This window comes from Nocardia terrae (assembly GCF_009760405.1).
Lineage (GTDB): Bacteria > Actinomycetota > Actinomycetes > Mycobacteriales > Mycobacteriaceae > Nocardia > Nocardia terrae.
Genome location: NZ_WRPP01000002.1, coordinates 377,823 through 391,924, shown reverse-complemented (window position 1 = coordinate 391,924; position 14,102 = coordinate 377,823). Strand labels below are relative to the sequence as shown.

Below are 14,102 nucleotides of genomic sequence, written 5' to 3'. Positions count from 1 at the left end.
CACCCGCCGTTAACCGGCGACGATCTTGCCGTCCCGGGCGGTGAGCTTGCCGCGCAGGAAGGTGGCGGTCACCTTCGCGGGCAGCGTCATCGCCTGGTAGGGCGTGTTGCGGGCGATCGAGGCGAGTTCCTTCGCCTCCACCGTCCATTCGGCGGCCGGGTCGATCAGCACCACGTTCGCGGGCTCGCCGACCGCGAGCGGGCGGCCCTGATCGTCCAGGCCAACGATCTGTGCGGGGTTCTCGCTCATCACCTTGGCGACGCCGCGCCAGTCGAGCAGTCCCGGCTCGACCATCGTCTTCACGATGATCGACAGCGCGGTCTCCAGGCCCAGCATGCCGGGACGGGCGGCCGCGAACTCGCAGCACTTGTCCTGATCGGCGTGCGGGGCATGGTCGGTGGCGACGCAGTCGATGACGCCTTCGGCCAGGGCCTGCCGCAGGGCGGCCACGTCGGAGGCTTCGCGCAGCGGCGGGTTCACCCGGTTCACCGCGTCGTAGGTCTCGAGACGCGAGTCGTCGAGCAGCAGGTGATGCGGGGTGACCTCGGCGGTGATCGAAATACCTTGCGCCTTGGCCCATTTCAGCAGTTCGACGGTGCCCGCGGTGGAGGCGTGGCAGATGTGCACGCGCGCACCGGCATCGCGGGCCAGCAGCGCGTCACGGGCCACGATGGACTCCTCGGCCGCGCGCGGCCACCCGGCCAGGCCCAGGCGGGCCGCGGTCGGACCCTCGTGCGCGACAGCGCCCTTGGTCAGGCGCGGCTCCTCCGCGTGCTGGGCGATCAGCACGCCGAGGGAGTTCGCGTACTCCAGTGCGCGGCGCATGATCAGCGGGTCGTAGACGCACATGCCGTCGTCGGAGAACATGCGCACCGCGCCGAGACCGGCTGCCATGGTGCCCATTTCGGCGAGCTGCTTGCCCTCGAGGCCCACGGTGACCGCACCCACCGGGTACACGTCGACCAGGCCGACCTCCTGGCCGCGCTTCCACACGTGGTCGGTGATGACCGCGTTGTCGGCGACCGGGCTGGTGTTGGCCATGGCGAACACCGCCGTGTAACCACCGAGAGCGGCTGCGGCGGAACCGGATTCGATGGTCTCGGTGTCCTCGCGGCCCGGCTCGCGCAGGTGCGTGTGCATGTCGATGAAGCCCGGCAGCAGGAACTGACCCGCGCCGTCGACGATCTCGGCGTCGTCGGCGGTCAGGCCCGCCCCGATCTCGCGGATCTCGCCATCGGCGAGCAACACGTCGACCGCTTCACCCTCGCCGTACAGACGGACATTCTTGATCAGGACGCTCATGCTGTCTCCTCTCCGCGCGATCGGGGGCCCTCCGTGGTTATGCAGGCGGCCGCCTCCGGGCCTGACCCGATCACGCGACCACCTCGTCGGTTCCGACCAGCAGGCGGAACAGCACCGCCATGCGCATATGGACACCGTTGTTGACCTGTTGCAGCACAGCCGCTTTCGGGGAGTCGGCCACGGTGAAACCGATCTCCATGCCGCGCAGCATCGGACCCGGATGCAGCACGACCGCGTTCTCGTCGAGCATCTTCATCCGACGCTCGTTGAGCCCGTAGCGGATCGAGTACTCGCGCGCCGACGGGAAGAACCCGCCGTTCATGCGCTCGGCCTGCACGCGCAGCATCATGATCGCGTCCGCGCCCGGCAGCTCGGCGTCCAGGGAATCCGAGATCCGCACCGGCCAGGACTCGACGCCGATCGGCAGCAGGGTGCGCGGCGCGACCAGCACCACCTCGGCGCCGAGGGTGCTGAGCAGGAAGGCATTCGAGCGCGCCACCCGGCTGTGCAGGATGTCGCCGACCAGCACGACCCGCTTGCCCTCGAGGTCGCCGAGGCGCTGACGCAGGGTCAGCGCGTCCAGCAGCGCCTGGGTGGGGTGCTCGTGCATGCCGTCACCGGCATTGATGATCGACGGGCCCGGACCGGCGTAACCGCTTGCGGCCTCGTCCATTTCGGCGAACCAGCGCGCGATCTGATGCGCCGCGCCCGAGGCGGGGTGGCGCACGATGAGCGCGTCCGCGCCCGCCGCGTGCAGGGTCAGCGCGGTATCGCGCAGTGACTCGCCCTTGGAGACAGAGGAACTCGACGCGCTCACATTGATCACGTCGGCGCTCATCCACTTGCCCGCGACCTCGAAGGAGACCCGGGTGCGGGTGGAGTTCTCGAAGAACACTGTCATGACCGTGCGGCCGCGCAGGGTCGGCAGCTTCTTGACCTCGCGGCCCAGCAGCGCCTGCTCGAAGCGCTCCGCCTCGTCCAGCAAACCCGTGGCCGCGTCCCGGTCCAGGTCGGTGACCGACAGCAGGTGCTTCACTCGTTGTCGCCTTCCTGACGCAGGTACACACCGTCGCGGCCGTCGTGCTCGCGCAGCAGCACCGAGATGTCCTCGGTGCGGGCGGTGGGAACGTTCTTGCCGACATAGTCGGCACGGATGGGGAGTTCGCGATGGCCGCGATCGATGAGCACCGCGAGCTGGACCGCCCGCGGGCGACCCAGATCGCGCAGCCCGTCCAGGGCGGAGCGCACGGTGCGGCCGGAGAACAGGACGTCGTCGACCAGCACCACCAGCGCGTCCTCGATCCCGCCCTCGGGCACCGAGGTGCGCTCGAGCGGACGGTGCGGCTTGGAGCGCAGATCATCCCGGTAGAGGGTGATGTCCAGGGAGCCGATCGCGGGGCGCACGCCGGAGAATTCCTCGATCCGGCCCGCCAGGCGATGGGCGAGAGTGGTTCCGCGGGTGGGGATTCCGATCAGCACCACGCGGGCAACATTGGGGTCGCCGGAGTCCAGAGCCGTCTTCTCGATGATCTGGTGCGCCATGCGCGCGATGGTCCGGCCGACATCCGAATCGGAGAGCAGCTCGCGTCCGGCCTGGACCCGCTCCGGGTCGTGCCGCTGCGAGAACTCACCAGCGCCCGACTTGGCCGCCCGGTCTTCGGGCACAGCCATGCCGACCTCCTTCCCCGCCTCACGGGACGGTCCGTTAAAGGATGTCTTTCGAGCGGTCACCCTACCAGCGCGCTTACGGGCCGTTCACCCCGCACCCCCTCCGAAACCCGCCGCGCCGCGCCGCCCGCCACCCGCCCCGACCGGCCCGAACCCGCGGCACCCCGATTCACCAGCAAGTCCGCAGCAATACGCCTGGTCGGCCGCTGTGGCACGGTTCACGCCAGGGTGTCCCGGATTACGACGGGTGGTCCGCTCGGGTTTCGAGCCAGGCGGCGAGGATCGAGGTCAGCGCCACGGGTGCGTCGTACTGGATGAGGTGGCCCGCGTCGGCGACGGAGGTGAACGCGGCATCCGGGAGCAGCCGCGCCAGCCGCTCGCCGAGGCCGATCGGGATCCACGCGTCGTCCTCGCCCCACACGACATGCGTGGGCATCCGCAACGAGCCCAGCTCGGCTTCGTCGTCGACGAGGAACGACTCGTCGTAGTGCGCGATCTGGCGATAGAACGCCGATTGCCCTGCGGAGCCGAGCCACGGCTCCACGAGCTCGTCGAGCTGCGCGGGTTCGAGCCGACCGTGGGCCGCGCCTCGAATGTAGGCGCGCACGACGGCCTCGTGGATGTAGCCGGGCAGCTCCCCGAGCAGCTCCGGATGCCGTTGCACGAACCGGAAGAACGGGGAACCGCTGGGTGGGATCGCCACCACATCCACCAGCATGAGCGAGGCGTAGTCGCGCCCGTGCCCGAGCGCGGCCCGCAGCGCCACGGCTCCACCGAAGTCGTGTGCGATGACATGGGGTCGACTCAGGCCCCAATGGTCGAGCAAGGCCGCGAACGCCGCGCCCTGTGTCCCGAAATCCACCCGGTGCCCGGCGTGTTTCGACGACTCCCCGTACCCCGGCATATCCCACAGGTGCACGGTGTATTTCGCGGCGAACGCGTCGGCATACCGCGACCAGACCCGAGAGGAGAACGGCGTGCCGTGACAGAACACCACATCCGGCCCGGTCCCGCCCCGCGCGCAGGCGATCGCCCGTCCGGACCATTCGAACGTCTCGGTCAGCCGCATAACCCATCGTAGGACCCGAAACGACCACTCCCGCAACGAAACCGGACCGGTTGCTCTCGGATGACTCATCAAGATCTCAATTACGCAGTGCACCAACATTTTTGACGCTGGTGTCCTTGCATCTGCAAGTGCATCGGCGATACCATTTCCGCGTGGGGAGGATTGCTGGACAGGCCCTTTCACACAATCGGCCCGGTGCCACCGGCAACACCGGATCGAGGGTCTTGTTCGTCGCCAAGCTGGGCGAATTGTGGAAAGTCGCCGGTAACCCGACCTTGCATCGAGTCGCCCGAGCGGTAGCGCTCAGGATGCGGGCGACCAGCGCCCGCGGCTCCTGCCAGAGCGTGTCGATCCAGCGGATCAGCGACTGGCGGGCCGGGCGGAACGTGCCGGCGCGGTTCGAATCCCTCGCGCCGGTGCTCCTGACCCTGGTCGAATTGGCCGACCCGACGCCGCGGCGGGAGTTGTCCGACCTCGGCGCGTGGCGGCGATTGTGGAAAGCCGCCCGGACAGAGGCCGATTCACTCACCCCGGCCGCGACGCGACCGCCCTGCCGACGCCGCTCGGCGTCACCGCCCCGCACCGATGCCTATCTCGGGCTCGAGCAGACGGCGACGCTGGTCAGAGCCTTCGAATGTCATCTGGTCCCGGAGCTGCTGCAAACCGACGACTACGCCCGGGCGATCATCGCGCTCGACTACTGGAGTCGTTCCGAGAAGCTGCGGCGAATCGAACTGCGCCGCAAGCGACGAGAACTCCTCGACCCGTGCGGCGGACCGACCGTGTGGGCGGTACTCGACGAAGCCGTCCTGTACCGGCCCGTCGGAGGGACACACGTGCTGCGCGGGCAACTCGAACACCTGCTGGAACTGTCCGCCCGGCCGAACGTCATCATCCAGGTCCTGCCGCTGCGCGCCGGCGGTTGCGCGGCCCTGGGCACCTCGTTCACCATGCTGCGATTCGCCGAGCGGACCTTTCCCGATGTCGTCTACCTGCCCCAGCCGACCGGCGCGGCCCACCTGGAACGGCGTCCGGACGAAGTCGACACCTACCGCAAGGCGATGGATCGCCTGGCCCAGCAGGCCGAGTCGCGGGAGCGCTCCCGCTCCCGCCTGATCGCCGCGGCCGCCGGACTGCGGCAGGGCCCGATCCCGGCCTGACAGGAAGTGATTGCCGGACACGCCATTTCCACAGGGCTGTCGCCCCGAGACTCACAGGCATCGGCGTTAGATTCGGACCGTGGACGACATCACGAACTCGGCGGCAGCGGACGAACCCGGCGAATCCGCCGGGAAGCCCGCGAAGACGCGTCGCCGGCCGCGGCCGCGGCGCAAGCAGCGGCCGCTCTGGCAGGAACTGCCCATTCTCATCGTGGTCGCGGCAGTTGTTGTGGCTCTGCTGGTTACGTTCGTGGGCCGCCCGTATGTCATTCCCTCGGAATCGATGGAACCGACGCTGCACGGCTGCTCCGGGTGCACCGGTGACCGCATCTATGTCGAGAAGTTGACCTACGACTTCGGCGATCCCCGGCCCGGTGATGTGATCGTGTTCAAGAGCCCCAGCTCGTCCTGGGATCAGCACTGGACCTCGCAGCGATCGCACAACGTGGTGCTGCGGAGCGTCGAGAACTTCCTCGCCTTCTTCGGGCTCGAACCGCCCGACGAGAACGATCTGGTCAAGCGGGTGATCGCTGTCGGCGGTCAGACGGTGCAGTGCTGCGATGCGCAGGGGCGGGTCCTGGTCGACGGCAAACCCCTGGATGAGCCCTACGCGCAATACACCATCGCCTATCAGCCGGGGCTCGCGTATTCCACCAGTGCGGGTCAGGGGCGCGAGTTCGGTCCGATCACGGTGCCCGCGGGCAATGTCTGGGTCATGGGCGACAACCGCAACAGGTCCGCCGACTCCCGCGCCCACGTCGAAGACCAGTACACCGGAACGGTTCCGATCTCCGACATCCGAGGCAAGGCGGTCTTCAAGATCTGGCCACCCAGCCGCATCGGACCCATCCACGCCCAGAATCCGCAATAGCGGCGGTTCGCGCGTCGGCCGTGACGCAGGGTTGTCGGCTAGTGAGCGGTCGGGGTGCGCCGGTCGAAGACCTGGGGGCGGGCCGTGCGCAAGGCGGTGGCTATCGCACCGAGTAGCACTGCGTCATCACCCAATTCGCTCGGGCGGACGGTGGGGCGCAGCGGGGTGGTGCGGGCCAGGGCGGTGCGGACCTGCTCGAGCAGCAGGTCGGCGCTGCGGCCGAGTCCACCGCCGACCACGATGACGTCGGGGTCGAGCACGGCGGTGACGGCGGCCACCACCAGCGCGATGCGCTCGCCCTCCTGGCGAACGACATCGGCGGCCACCGGATCGCCCGCGCGGGCGGCGTCGAAAACCCGTTTGGCCGTGAGTCGCCCGGTCATACCGCGGTCGCGGGCGGCGCGGACGACGGCGTCGGCGGTGACGGCCTCCTCGAGCGCACCGCGACGGGAGGCCCCGGCGGCCGGGTCGCCGAAAGCCGCAGGCAGGAAGCCGACCTCACCGGCCGCGCCGTGCGCGCCGGTGAAAAGCTCACCGCGGGAGACGATTCCGACGCCGAGACCGGTGCCGATGAGGACATAGACGAACAGGCGGCTGCCGCGCCCGCCGCCGTGGGCGTATTCGCCGAGGGCGGCGAGGTTGGCGTCATTGTGCACCGACAGCTCCGAGACGCCGAGAGCGTCGTGCAGTTCCTCGAGCAGGCCCGCGCGGCCCCAGCCGGGCAGGTTGACGGCGTAGTGCATGCGGCCGTCCTGCGGGTCGAAGACGCCGGGGCTGCCCAGCACCGTGTGCACCACGCGGTCGACGGGAACGCCCGCGTCGCCGAGGGTTTCGCGGACCGCCTCCGCGGCGGTCTGCGCGAGCGCGGTGGCGGTGCGGGCGCGGTTGGGAACGTCGGTGCGCGACAACACCTTTCCGGACAGGTCCGCCACGGCGGTGCGCAGGTAGGCGCGCCCGACATCGAGGCCCAGCACATAGCCCGCCGTGGGGTCGGGCTCGTACACGACGGCCGTGCGGCCGCGTTCGGGCGCGACGGTCCCGACCTCACGCACCAGCCCGTGCTGCTGCAGCGCGGCAAGGGCGCTCGACACGGTCGGCTTCGACAGCCCGGTATCTCGGGCCAGCTGGGCGCGCGAGCTGGGTCCGGCGGTGCGCAACTGCTCGAGCAGCAGCCACTCGTTGTTGCTGCGCAAACGCTGCCGGTTCCAAGGGAGTTCGTCCACCGCACTCCGATCCTCGCGTGTCATCGGTCCGACTGTAAACAATCGGCCCGACCTCTTGACTCAGATAGTAAAGGAATTTAACTTTACAAAACCCTTACGCCCTCCCGAACGCGCCACGGAGGCAGCCATGACCGGCCCCCGCACCCTTCCCCGAAGAATCGGCCTGTTCCAGGCCACGACCATCAATATGAGCCAGATGGTCGGCATCGGACCCTTCGTCACCATCCCCCTCATGGTCGCCGCCTTCGGCGGACCGCACGCCGTCATCGGCTTCGTCGCCGGCGCGGTGCTGGCACTGGCCGACGGGCTCATCTGGGCCGAACTCGGCGCGGCCATGCCCGGCGCGGGCGGCACCTACGTGTACCTGCGCGAGGCGTTCCAGTACCGGACCGGGCGGCTCATGCCGTTCCTGTTCGTCTGGACCGCAATACTTTTCATTCCGCTGATCATGTCGACCGGCGTGCAGGGCCTGGTGCAGTACCTGACCTACCTGTGGCCGTCGATGACCACGGCGCAGGGCGACATCGTCGGGCTCGCGGTGGTGGCGCTGGTCGTGCTGCTGCTGTGGCGGCGCGTCGATTCCGTCGGCCGGATCACCGTCGTCATGTGGGCGGTCATGATCGTGTCGGTGGCGGCGGTGATCCTGGCCGCCTTCACCCACTTCCACCCGAGCATGGCCTTCACCTGGCCCGATCACGCGGTCGATTTCGGGCGCGGCGGCTTCTGGCTGGGCTTCGCCTCGGGCCTCACCATCGGCATCTACGACTACCTCGGCTACAACACCACCGCGTACATCGGTGCCGAGCTGAAGAATCCGGGCCGGGTGCTCCCCCGCTCGATCATCTACGCGGTGCTCGCGGTCATGGTGATCTACCTCGGCATGCAGATCGGTGTGCTGGGCGTCATCGACTGGCACGACATGCTCGACTCCAACAACGTCGCCTCGCAATCGGTCGCGTCCGCGGTGCTGGAGAAGACCATGGGCAAGGGCGCGGCCGACACCGTGACCGTGCTGATCCTCATCACCGCCTTCGCCTCGGTGTTCACCGGACTGCTCGGCGGTTCGCGGGTGCCCTTCGACGCGGCTCGTGACGGCGTGTTCTTCCGGTCGTTCGGAAAGCTGCATCCCAAGCACGAATTCCCGATGCTCGGACTCCTCGTGATGGGCGCGATCACCGCGGCCGGGTTCGTGCTGGCCCGGCATGTGGGCACCTCGGCCACGCATCCCCCACTGGCGGTGCTGATTTCACTGCTCACCACGGTGATGGTCATCGTCCAGGCGTTCGCGCAGATCGCGGCCGTGGCGGTATTGCGGCGACGCCAGCCGGGACTGGCCCGGCCGTACAAGATGCTGCTGTATCCGCTGCCCGCGGTGGTCGCGGCCATCGGCTGGGCGGTCATCTACGGATACGCCGACAAGGCGAATCCGGGCGTGCACCCGATCGAGTGGTCGCTGGCCTGGACCGTACTGGGGATCGCGGCCTATCTGATCTGGGCGCGGGTCGAGCGGACCTGGCCGTTCGGGCCGAAGCAGATCCGCGAGGAGTACCTCGACGCCGAGCCCGCACCGGCCGCCTGATCGGCCGGAGGTGTCCAAATAGACAATCCAGGTTGTTCAATTTCAATTGTGCAATCTGGATTGTCCATCTACTGTGGAGTCCATGCCCGAAGCACCCACGGTCCTGTCCGGCTCCTCGATCCAGGCCGCTCGCGAACTCCGCGTCCTGGTCAGCCGGTTGCGACGCCGGTTCCAGGAGGCCTCCGACAATGTGGAGCTGACCCCCTCACAGCTGTCGGTGCTGAGCCGGTTGAAACGGGGCGACGCCACCGCCAGCGAGATCGCCGCGGCCGAGCGGGTCCGGCCACAGGCCATCGCCACCCACCTCGGCATCCTCGCCGAGCGGGGCTTCATCGACCGCCGTCCCGACCCGAAAGACGGTCGGCGGCAACTCGTCTCGCTCAGCGACGCGGGCCGCGAACTGATGGCCGGACGGGCGCAGGCCGGACAGGAATGGCTCACCACCGCCCTCGAACGGCAATACACCGAGAGCGAGCGGCAAACCCTGCTGGCAGCCCTGGATCTACTGGAAAGACTGGGGCCGCAATGATTTCCACGCTGCACCGGCGCACCGGATCGGCGCGGCCCGACGAATTCGACCGCCGGCTGCTCGTGCCGATGATCACCAGTTCGATTCTGAACCCGATCAATTCGTCCATCATCGCCGTCTCGCTGGTGCCGATCGGCGTGGCCTTCGGCGCACCCGCGGCCGAGACCGCGTGGCTGGTGTCGGCGCTGTATCTGGCCACCGCCATCGGGCAGCCGGTGGTGGGCAGGCTCATCGACCTCCACGGTCCGCGACCGCTGTATCTGATCGGGGCCGCGCTCACCGGCTTCGCGGGACTGCTCGGCATGCTCGCCCCCGCGCTGTGGGTCCTCGTCCTCGCCCGGGTGATCCTCGGATTCGGCACCTGCGCGGGCTATCCCGCGTCGATGTACCTGATCCGCAGCGAATCCGAGCGCACCGGACGCGACAGCCCGGCCGGTGTGCTCGCCGCGCTGGCCGTCGCCAATCAGACCATCGCGGTGATCGGTCCGAGCCTGGGCGGACTGCTGATCCACGTGGGCGGATGGCGGGCGACCTTCGCGGTCAACCTGCCGCTCGCCGCGGCGTGCCTGATCATCGGATGGCGGCGGATCCCGAAAACGGCCGCGCCCCACCGCGGTCGGCTCTCGGACCTCGATCTGCCCGGCATCGGCCTGTTCGCGGCGATGCTCATCACCGCGCTGCTGTTCCTGATGAATCCGCGAGTGGCGCACTGGTATCTGCCGGTGCTCGCGGTCGCGGCCGGGCTCGTCCTGGCCTGGCGTGAATTGCGTACCGAGCGGCCATTTCTCGACATCCGGCTGCTCGGCGGCAACCTTCCCTTGATCGCCACCTACACCCGCAATCTGCTGACCTGCGTGGTCGGCTACTGCTTCCTCTACGGTTTCACCCAATGGCTGGAGGCGGGCCGGGGACTGAGCGCCGCGGGCGCGGGCCTGATCCTGCTGCCCATGTCGCTGACCGCGATCACCGTCTCGGCGATCACCGGACGACGTGCGGCGATTCGCGGAAAACTCCTGGTCGGCGGCGCCTTCCAGGTGATCATGACGATCCTGCTGCTGACCCTGCACGCCGGGGCCGCGCTGTGGCTGCTGATCGCGGCGGCCGTCCTCAACGGAATCCCGCAGGGGCTCAACAATCTCGCCAATCAGAACGCCCTCTACCGTCAGGCCGAGCCCGACCGGATCGGTTCGTCGGCGGGACTGCTGCGCACCTTCTCCTACTTCGGCGCGATCGCCGCGGCCGCCGCGGGCGGGGCGTTCCTGTCCCCCGGCTCGGGCCTGGCCGGACTGCATCATCTGGCGGCGTTCATGCTGGTGGCGGCCTCGTTGTGCCTGTTCCTGTCGGTCATCGACCGCTCGCTATGATCCGAGGGCTGCCTGCTGTTCCACCCCACCACTGACGTTGGGAGGAGCTCGGATGAACAAGCCGCTGATCTGGGTGCTCACCGTGGTCATCGCCGTCCTCGGCCCGCTGCTCGGCATCCTCGCCCGCAGGCTGGTGGACCGGATCGCCGCCAAGACCTCGGCACGCAATCTCACCCTGCACCGGATGGGCTTCGGGCTGGCTCGCGACCTCGCGATGCCGGTGTGCTCACTGACCGGTCTGCTCATCGCGCTGTCGCTGCCCAACGGGCTGCCGTTCTCACCGCGGGCCGTGCATCAGATCCTCGAGGCCGCGTTCATGCTGGCCGTCACCTACGCGCTGGCCCGGCTGGCGGCGGAAGTGGTGACCACGGTGGTCCGGCGCATTACCGGCATGTCCGGTTCGGTCAGCTTGTTCTCCACCGTCACCCGGATCGTGGTCTTCGTGCTCGGTGTGCTCATCACCCTCGACTCGGTGGGCGTGCAGATCACTCCCTTGCTGGGCGCCCTGGGTATCGGCGCGCTGGCCATCGCCCTGGCGCTGGAGGGCACGCTCGCGAATCTCTTTGCGGGCGTGCATATTCTGGCCTCGAAGACGGTCCAGCCCGGCGACTTCGTGAAGCTCGACAGCGGTGAGGCGGGCTGGATCAGCGACGTGAACTGGCGGACCACCACCATCCAGGACATCCCGGGCAACTACATCATCGTGCCCAACCGCAAGTTCGCCGACTGCATCCTCACCAACTTCCACCGCCCCGAGCAGGACATGGCGATCATGGTCGAGGTGTCCACCGGCTACGACAGCAACCTCGAGCACGTCGAAGCCGTGACCATGGAGGTCGCGCGCCAGGTGATGAAGGAACACGACGCGGGTTTCAAGGGCGCGGATCCGCGCGTGCGTTTCCATACCTTCGGCGAGTCCGGCATCGAGTTCCGTGTCGTGCTGCGCACCCGGCACTACGAGGATCAGTACCTGCTCATCAGCGAATTCATGAAGGCCCTGCACAAGCGCTACCGCGCGGAGGGCATCACCTTCCCCTACCCCGTGCGGACGCTGGCCTTCGCTCGCGACGAGGACCCCCGATCCTGGCTACCGGCCAGTCTTCATACACCGTAAACCGACGTGTGCGATGCTCGGAGGGTGAGCAATGACGCTGAATTCACCGAACCCGCACGGGTGAGCTTTCGCGGCCAGGGCGGGATCGTCCTCGCCGGGGACAGCTGGGGACCCGAGGACGGGCCACTGGTCGTCTTCCTGCACGGCGGCGGGCAGACCCGCGGCTCGTGGAAGGACTCCGGGCTGGCCCTGGCCAAGGCCGGAATGCACGCGGTCCTGCTCGACGCGCGCGGGCACGGCGACAGCGCCTGGGATCCCGAGGGCAACTACCGCCGCGACGCCATGGTCGAGGACCTGATGGCGGTGCTGCGGCAACTCGGCAAACCGGCGTTCATCGTCGGCGCGAGCATGGGCGGCCTGACCGGGCTCATCGCGACCACCCACCCCGACCGCGAGCTCATCACGGGCCTGGTGCTGGTCGATGTGGTCCCGCGCCCCGAACGCAAGGGCGTCGAGCGCGTCATCAACTTCCTGGGCAGCAACCCCGAGGGATTCGCCAGCCTCGAGGAGGCCGCCGACGCGGTCGCCGAATACCTCCCCCACCGCCGCCGCCCGCGCAATCCCGAAGGGCTGCAGCGCAATCTGCGGCAGCGGGCCGACGGCCGCTGGTACTGGCACTGGGATCCGGCCATGCTGTCCCCGCGCGGCGACGGCCGCGGCGAGGAGATCGACGTGCAGACCGAACTGCTCGAGAACGCGGCCCGCGGGCTGACCATCCCGGTGCTGCTGGTGCGCGGCAAGCTCTCCGACGTGGTCAGCGACGAGGGCGTAGCCGCCTTCCGGGCTCTGGTCCCGCACGCCGAGTACGCCGAGATCGGCACCGCCGCCCACACCGCGGCCAGCGACGCCAATGACGAATTCACCGACGCGGTCGTGGATTTCGTCCGCGCCCAGGTCGGCGAACAGGAGCGCTAGCTCATTCTCGCGTGAACACCCGGTCGAGCAGGTGGTCGAGCAATTCGACCGCCCGCTCCCGGGTGGCCCCGCCGGCCAGGATCGCCTGACTGACGGCGCTGGCCGTGAGCACGATCAATTCGGCGTCGAGTTCGGTTGCGTGCGCGTCTGATTCGTCCGGGCGTTCGCGCCGCAGCTGCTCGGTGAAGCTGGTGATCAGATAGCGCGGGGCTCCCATCATCTCCTCCGAGGTGACGGTATTGCCGGTCAGGTTGGCCGCGTGAAACGCCGCGAACACCAGATTGTCCTGGTGCCCTTGATCATCGAGCGGGATCAGCCCGATCGACACGGCCCGGACGACCTCGCGCGGCGTCGCGTCCGGAGCCAGCCCGCCGAGCGCCGCCGCGAACGCCTTCCCCCAGTCCTCCACGACCGCCTTGTGCGTGGCCAGCATCAGATCCCGCTTGGTGCCGAAGTAGTACTGGATCAGCCGCACCGAGATCCCGGCCTCCGCCGCCACCGCCTGGAACGTGGCCGCGTCCAGCCCGCCTGTGGCAATGACCTTGCGCGCGGCGGTGGTGATCTCCCGCCGCCGCTGCTCGTGATCGACCAAACGTGGCATGCGAACCGGCTCTCCTGAGGCTCCTGGGGGTGGAAGTTTTTGATGGTACGCCGATACCATTTTTATGATACGTTCATACCATCAACGAGGATGACGGGGAGGCGTGATGGCCCAGATCGGGCAATGGAAGAGCGAGACGGCCGAGGACGCCTACATGAGGGCCTACGCGTCACTGTCGACACTGTGGACGATTCCGTCCACCGAGTTCGACGTCGAAACGTCGTATGGCACAACACATGTCCGCAAGTGCGGCAGCGGCGAGGGAACGCCGCTGGTGTTGATTCCCCCCTTGAACGGCAATGGCGCGTGCTGGCACCCGATCATCGAGCGCCTCGCCGCCGAGCGGACGGTCTACGCACTCGACACCATCGGCGCGGCCGGGCTGAGCGTGCAGACCGCACCCATCACCGGCGGCGCCGACTACGGGAAATGGCTGGACGAGACGCTCGCGGCGCTCGACCTGCCGCATGCCCACGTCATGGGCTACTCCGACGGCGCGTGGCGGGCATTCATGGCGGGCGTCAACGGATCCGAGCGCCTGGCCCGCCCGTGCGCTGCAACAGATTCCGACCTGTGAGGTGGAGATCTACCCGGGTGCCTCACACGGCCTGCTGTTCCAAGGGCCCGACAAGGACGCCGTACTCGACCGGATCCTGGGCTTCGCTCGTATGCACGACCCGGCCGAACTGCTGCGCGCCGACTGACAG

General features: G+C 68.6%; 15 protein-coding genes. 9 read left to right on the top strand and 6 right to left on the bottom strand.

Translation table 11 applies throughout. From position 1 onward, the window contains the following. Window positions 1–9: 9 nt before the first annotated feature. The 4 genes from GPX89_RS11620 to GPX89_RS11605 all read right to left on the bottom strand — a co-directional run bounded on the left by GPX89_RS11620 (window position 10) and on the right by GPX89_RS11605 (window position 4,039). Window positions 10–1,302, bottom strand: a complete 1,293-nt coding sequence (locus GPX89_RS11620) for a dihydroorotase (RefSeq protein WP_157387503.1) — start codon at window positions 1,300–1,302, stop codon at window positions 10–12. A gap of 70 nt (window positions 1,303–1,372) precedes the next feature. After that, a complete protein-coding gene (locus tag GPX89_RS11615; protein ID WP_328601731.1) occupies window positions 1,373–2,338 on the bottom strand; it encodes an aspartate carbamoyltransferase catalytic subunit in 966 nt (321 codons plus the stop codon). Further along, window positions 2,335–2,973 carry a bifunctional pyr operon transcriptional regulator/uracil phosphoribosyltransferase PyrR gene (pyrR, locus tag GPX89_RS11610; protein ID WP_157387502.1) on the bottom strand — a complete coding sequence of 213 codons (639 nt, stop codon included), beginning with the start codon at window positions 2,971–2,973 and terminating at the stop codon, window positions 2,335–2,337. Before pyrR ends, GPX89_RS11615 begins: the two co-directional genes overlap by 4 nt. A gap of 235 nt (window positions 2,974–3,208) precedes the next feature. Continuing rightward, complete coding sequence (locus GPX89_RS11605; protein WP_157387501.1) at window positions 3,209–4,039, bottom strand: alpha/beta fold hydrolase; 831 nt, start codon at window positions 4,037–4,039, stop codon at window positions 3,209–3,211. Between the two features lie 152 nt (window positions 4,040–4,191). Here GPX89_RS11605 and GPX89_RS11600 point away from each other — a divergent pair, with 152 nt between their 5' ends. Continuing rightward, window positions 4,192–5,199 (top strand): DUF5753 domain-containing protein, encoded by a 1,008-nt coding sequence (locus GPX89_RS11600; protein ID WP_157387500.1) that lies wholly within the window; start codon window positions 4,192–4,194, stop codon window positions 5,197–5,199. Window positions 5,200–5,278: 79 nt separating this feature from the next. Then, the gene (lepB, locus tag GPX89_RS11595; RefSeq protein WP_407939377.1) at window positions 5,279–6,070 is read left to right on the top strand and encodes a signal peptidase I; all 792 of its coding nucleotides are present in this window, start codon (window positions 5,279–5,281) and stop codon (window positions 6,068–6,070) included. A gap of 38 nt (window positions 6,071–6,108) precedes the next feature. On the opposite strand, the gene GPX89_RS11590 is transcribed toward lepB, so the two are convergent. After that, entirely contained in the window at window positions 6,109–7,317 is a 1,209-nt protein-coding gene (locus tag GPX89_RS11590) for an ROK family transcriptional regulator (RefSeq protein WP_157387499.1), read from the bottom strand. A 103-nt stretch (window positions 7,318–7,420) separates the two neighbouring features. Here GPX89_RS11590 and GPX89_RS11585 point away from each other — a divergent pair, with 103 nt between their 5' ends. From GPX89_RS11585 to GPX89_RS11565, 5 genes are all read left to right on the top strand, one after another. Next, on the top strand, window positions 7,421–8,872 hold the full coding sequence (locus GPX89_RS11585) for an APC family permease (protein ID WP_157387498.1): 1,452 nt from the start codon (window positions 7,421–7,423) through the stop codon (window positions 8,870–8,872). Window positions 8,873–8,954: 82 nt separating this feature from the next. Further along, on the top strand, window positions 8,955–9,401 hold the full coding sequence (locus GPX89_RS11580; protein ID WP_157387497.1) for a MarR family winged helix-turn-helix transcriptional regulator: 447 nt from the start codon (window positions 8,955–8,957) through the stop codon (window positions 9,399–9,401). Beyond that, on the top strand, window positions 9,398–10,765 hold the full coding sequence (locus tag GPX89_RS11575) for an MFS transporter (RefSeq protein ID WP_157387496.1): 1,368 nt from the start codon (window positions 9,398–9,400) through the stop codon (window positions 10,763–10,765). Before GPX89_RS11580 ends, GPX89_RS11575 begins: the two co-directional genes overlap by 4 nt. Window positions 10,766–10,817: 52 nt before the next feature. Then, window positions 10,818–11,879, top strand: coding sequence for a mechanosensitive ion channel family protein (locus tag GPX89_RS11570; RefSeq protein ID WP_157387495.1), 1,062 nt, complete (start codon window positions 10,818–10,820; stop codon window positions 11,877–11,879). Between the two features lie 24 nt (window positions 11,880–11,903). Then, window positions 11,904–12,794 (top strand): alpha/beta fold hydrolase, encoded by an 891-nt coding sequence (locus GPX89_RS11565; protein ID WP_328601730.1) that lies wholly within the window; start codon window positions 11,904–11,906, stop codon window positions 12,792–12,794. A gap of 1 nt (window position 12,795) precedes the next feature. Here GPX89_RS11565 and GPX89_RS11560 read toward each other — a convergent pair whose 3' ends face one another. Next, entirely contained in the window at window positions 12,796–13,395 is a 600-nt protein-coding gene (locus GPX89_RS11560; protein ID WP_157387494.1) for a TetR/AcrR family transcriptional regulator, read from the bottom strand. A gap of 106 nt (window positions 13,396–13,501) precedes the next feature. Here GPX89_RS11560 and GPX89_RS11555 point away from each other — a divergent pair, with 106 nt between their 5' ends. Together GPX89_RS11555 and GPX89_RS45395 are read left to right on the top strand one after the other, a co-directional pair. Next, complete coding sequence (locus GPX89_RS11555; RefSeq protein ID WP_157387493.1) at window positions 13,502–13,972, top strand: alpha/beta fold hydrolase; 471 nt, start codon at window positions 13,502–13,504, stop codon at window positions 13,970–13,972. A 1-nt stretch (window position 13,973) separates the two neighbouring features. Beyond that, window positions 13,974–14,099 carry a hypothetical protein gene (locus GPX89_RS45395; RefSeq protein ID WP_268893292.1) on the top strand — a complete coding sequence of 42 codons (126 nt, stop codon included), beginning with the start codon at window positions 13,974–13,976 and terminating at the stop codon, window positions 14,097–14,099. Window positions 14,100–14,102 lie beyond the last annotated feature (3 nt).

Bases quoted from the DNA above. Each gene is read 5' to 3' on its own strand.
- GPX89_RS11620 (WP_157387503.1), bottom strand. From the start codon at position 1,302: ATGAGCGTCCTGATCAAGAATGTCCGTCTGTACGGCGAGGGTGAAGCG.
- pyrR (WP_157387502.1), bottom strand. From the start codon at position 2,973: ATGGCTGTGCCCGAAGACCGGGCGGCCAAGTCGGGCGCTGGTGAGTTC.
- GPX89_RS11585 (WP_157387498.1), top strand. From the start codon at position 7,421: ATGACCGGCCCCCGCACCCTTCCCCGAAGAATCGGCCTGTTCCAGGCC.
- GPX89_RS11605 (WP_157387501.1), bottom strand. From the start codon at position 4,039: ATGCGGCTGACCGAGACGTTCGAATGGTCCGGACGGGCGATCGCCTGC.
- GPX89_RS11555 (WP_157387493.1), top strand. From the start codon at position 13,502: ATGGCCCAGATCGGGCAATGGAAGAGCGAGACGGCCGAGGACGCCTAC.
- GPX89_RS11575 (WP_157387496.1), top strand. From the start codon at position 9,398: ATGATTTCCACGCTGCACCGGCGCACCGGATCGGCGCGGCCCGACGAA.
- GPX89_RS11570 (WP_157387495.1), top strand. From the start codon at position 10,818: ATGAACAAGCCGCTGATCTGGGTGCTCACCGTGGTCATCGCCGTCCTC.
- GPX89_RS11590 (WP_157387499.1), bottom strand. From the start codon at position 7,317: ATGACACGCGAGGATCGGAGTGCGGTGGACGAACTCCCTTGGAACCGG.
- GPX89_RS11580 (WP_157387497.1), top strand. From the start codon at position 8,955: ATGCCCGAAGCACCCACGGTCCTGTCCGGCTCCTCGATCCAGGCCGCT.
- GPX89_RS11560 (WP_157387494.1), bottom strand. From the start codon at position 13,395: ATGCCACGTTTGGTCGATCACGAGCAGCGGCGGCGGGAGATCACCACC.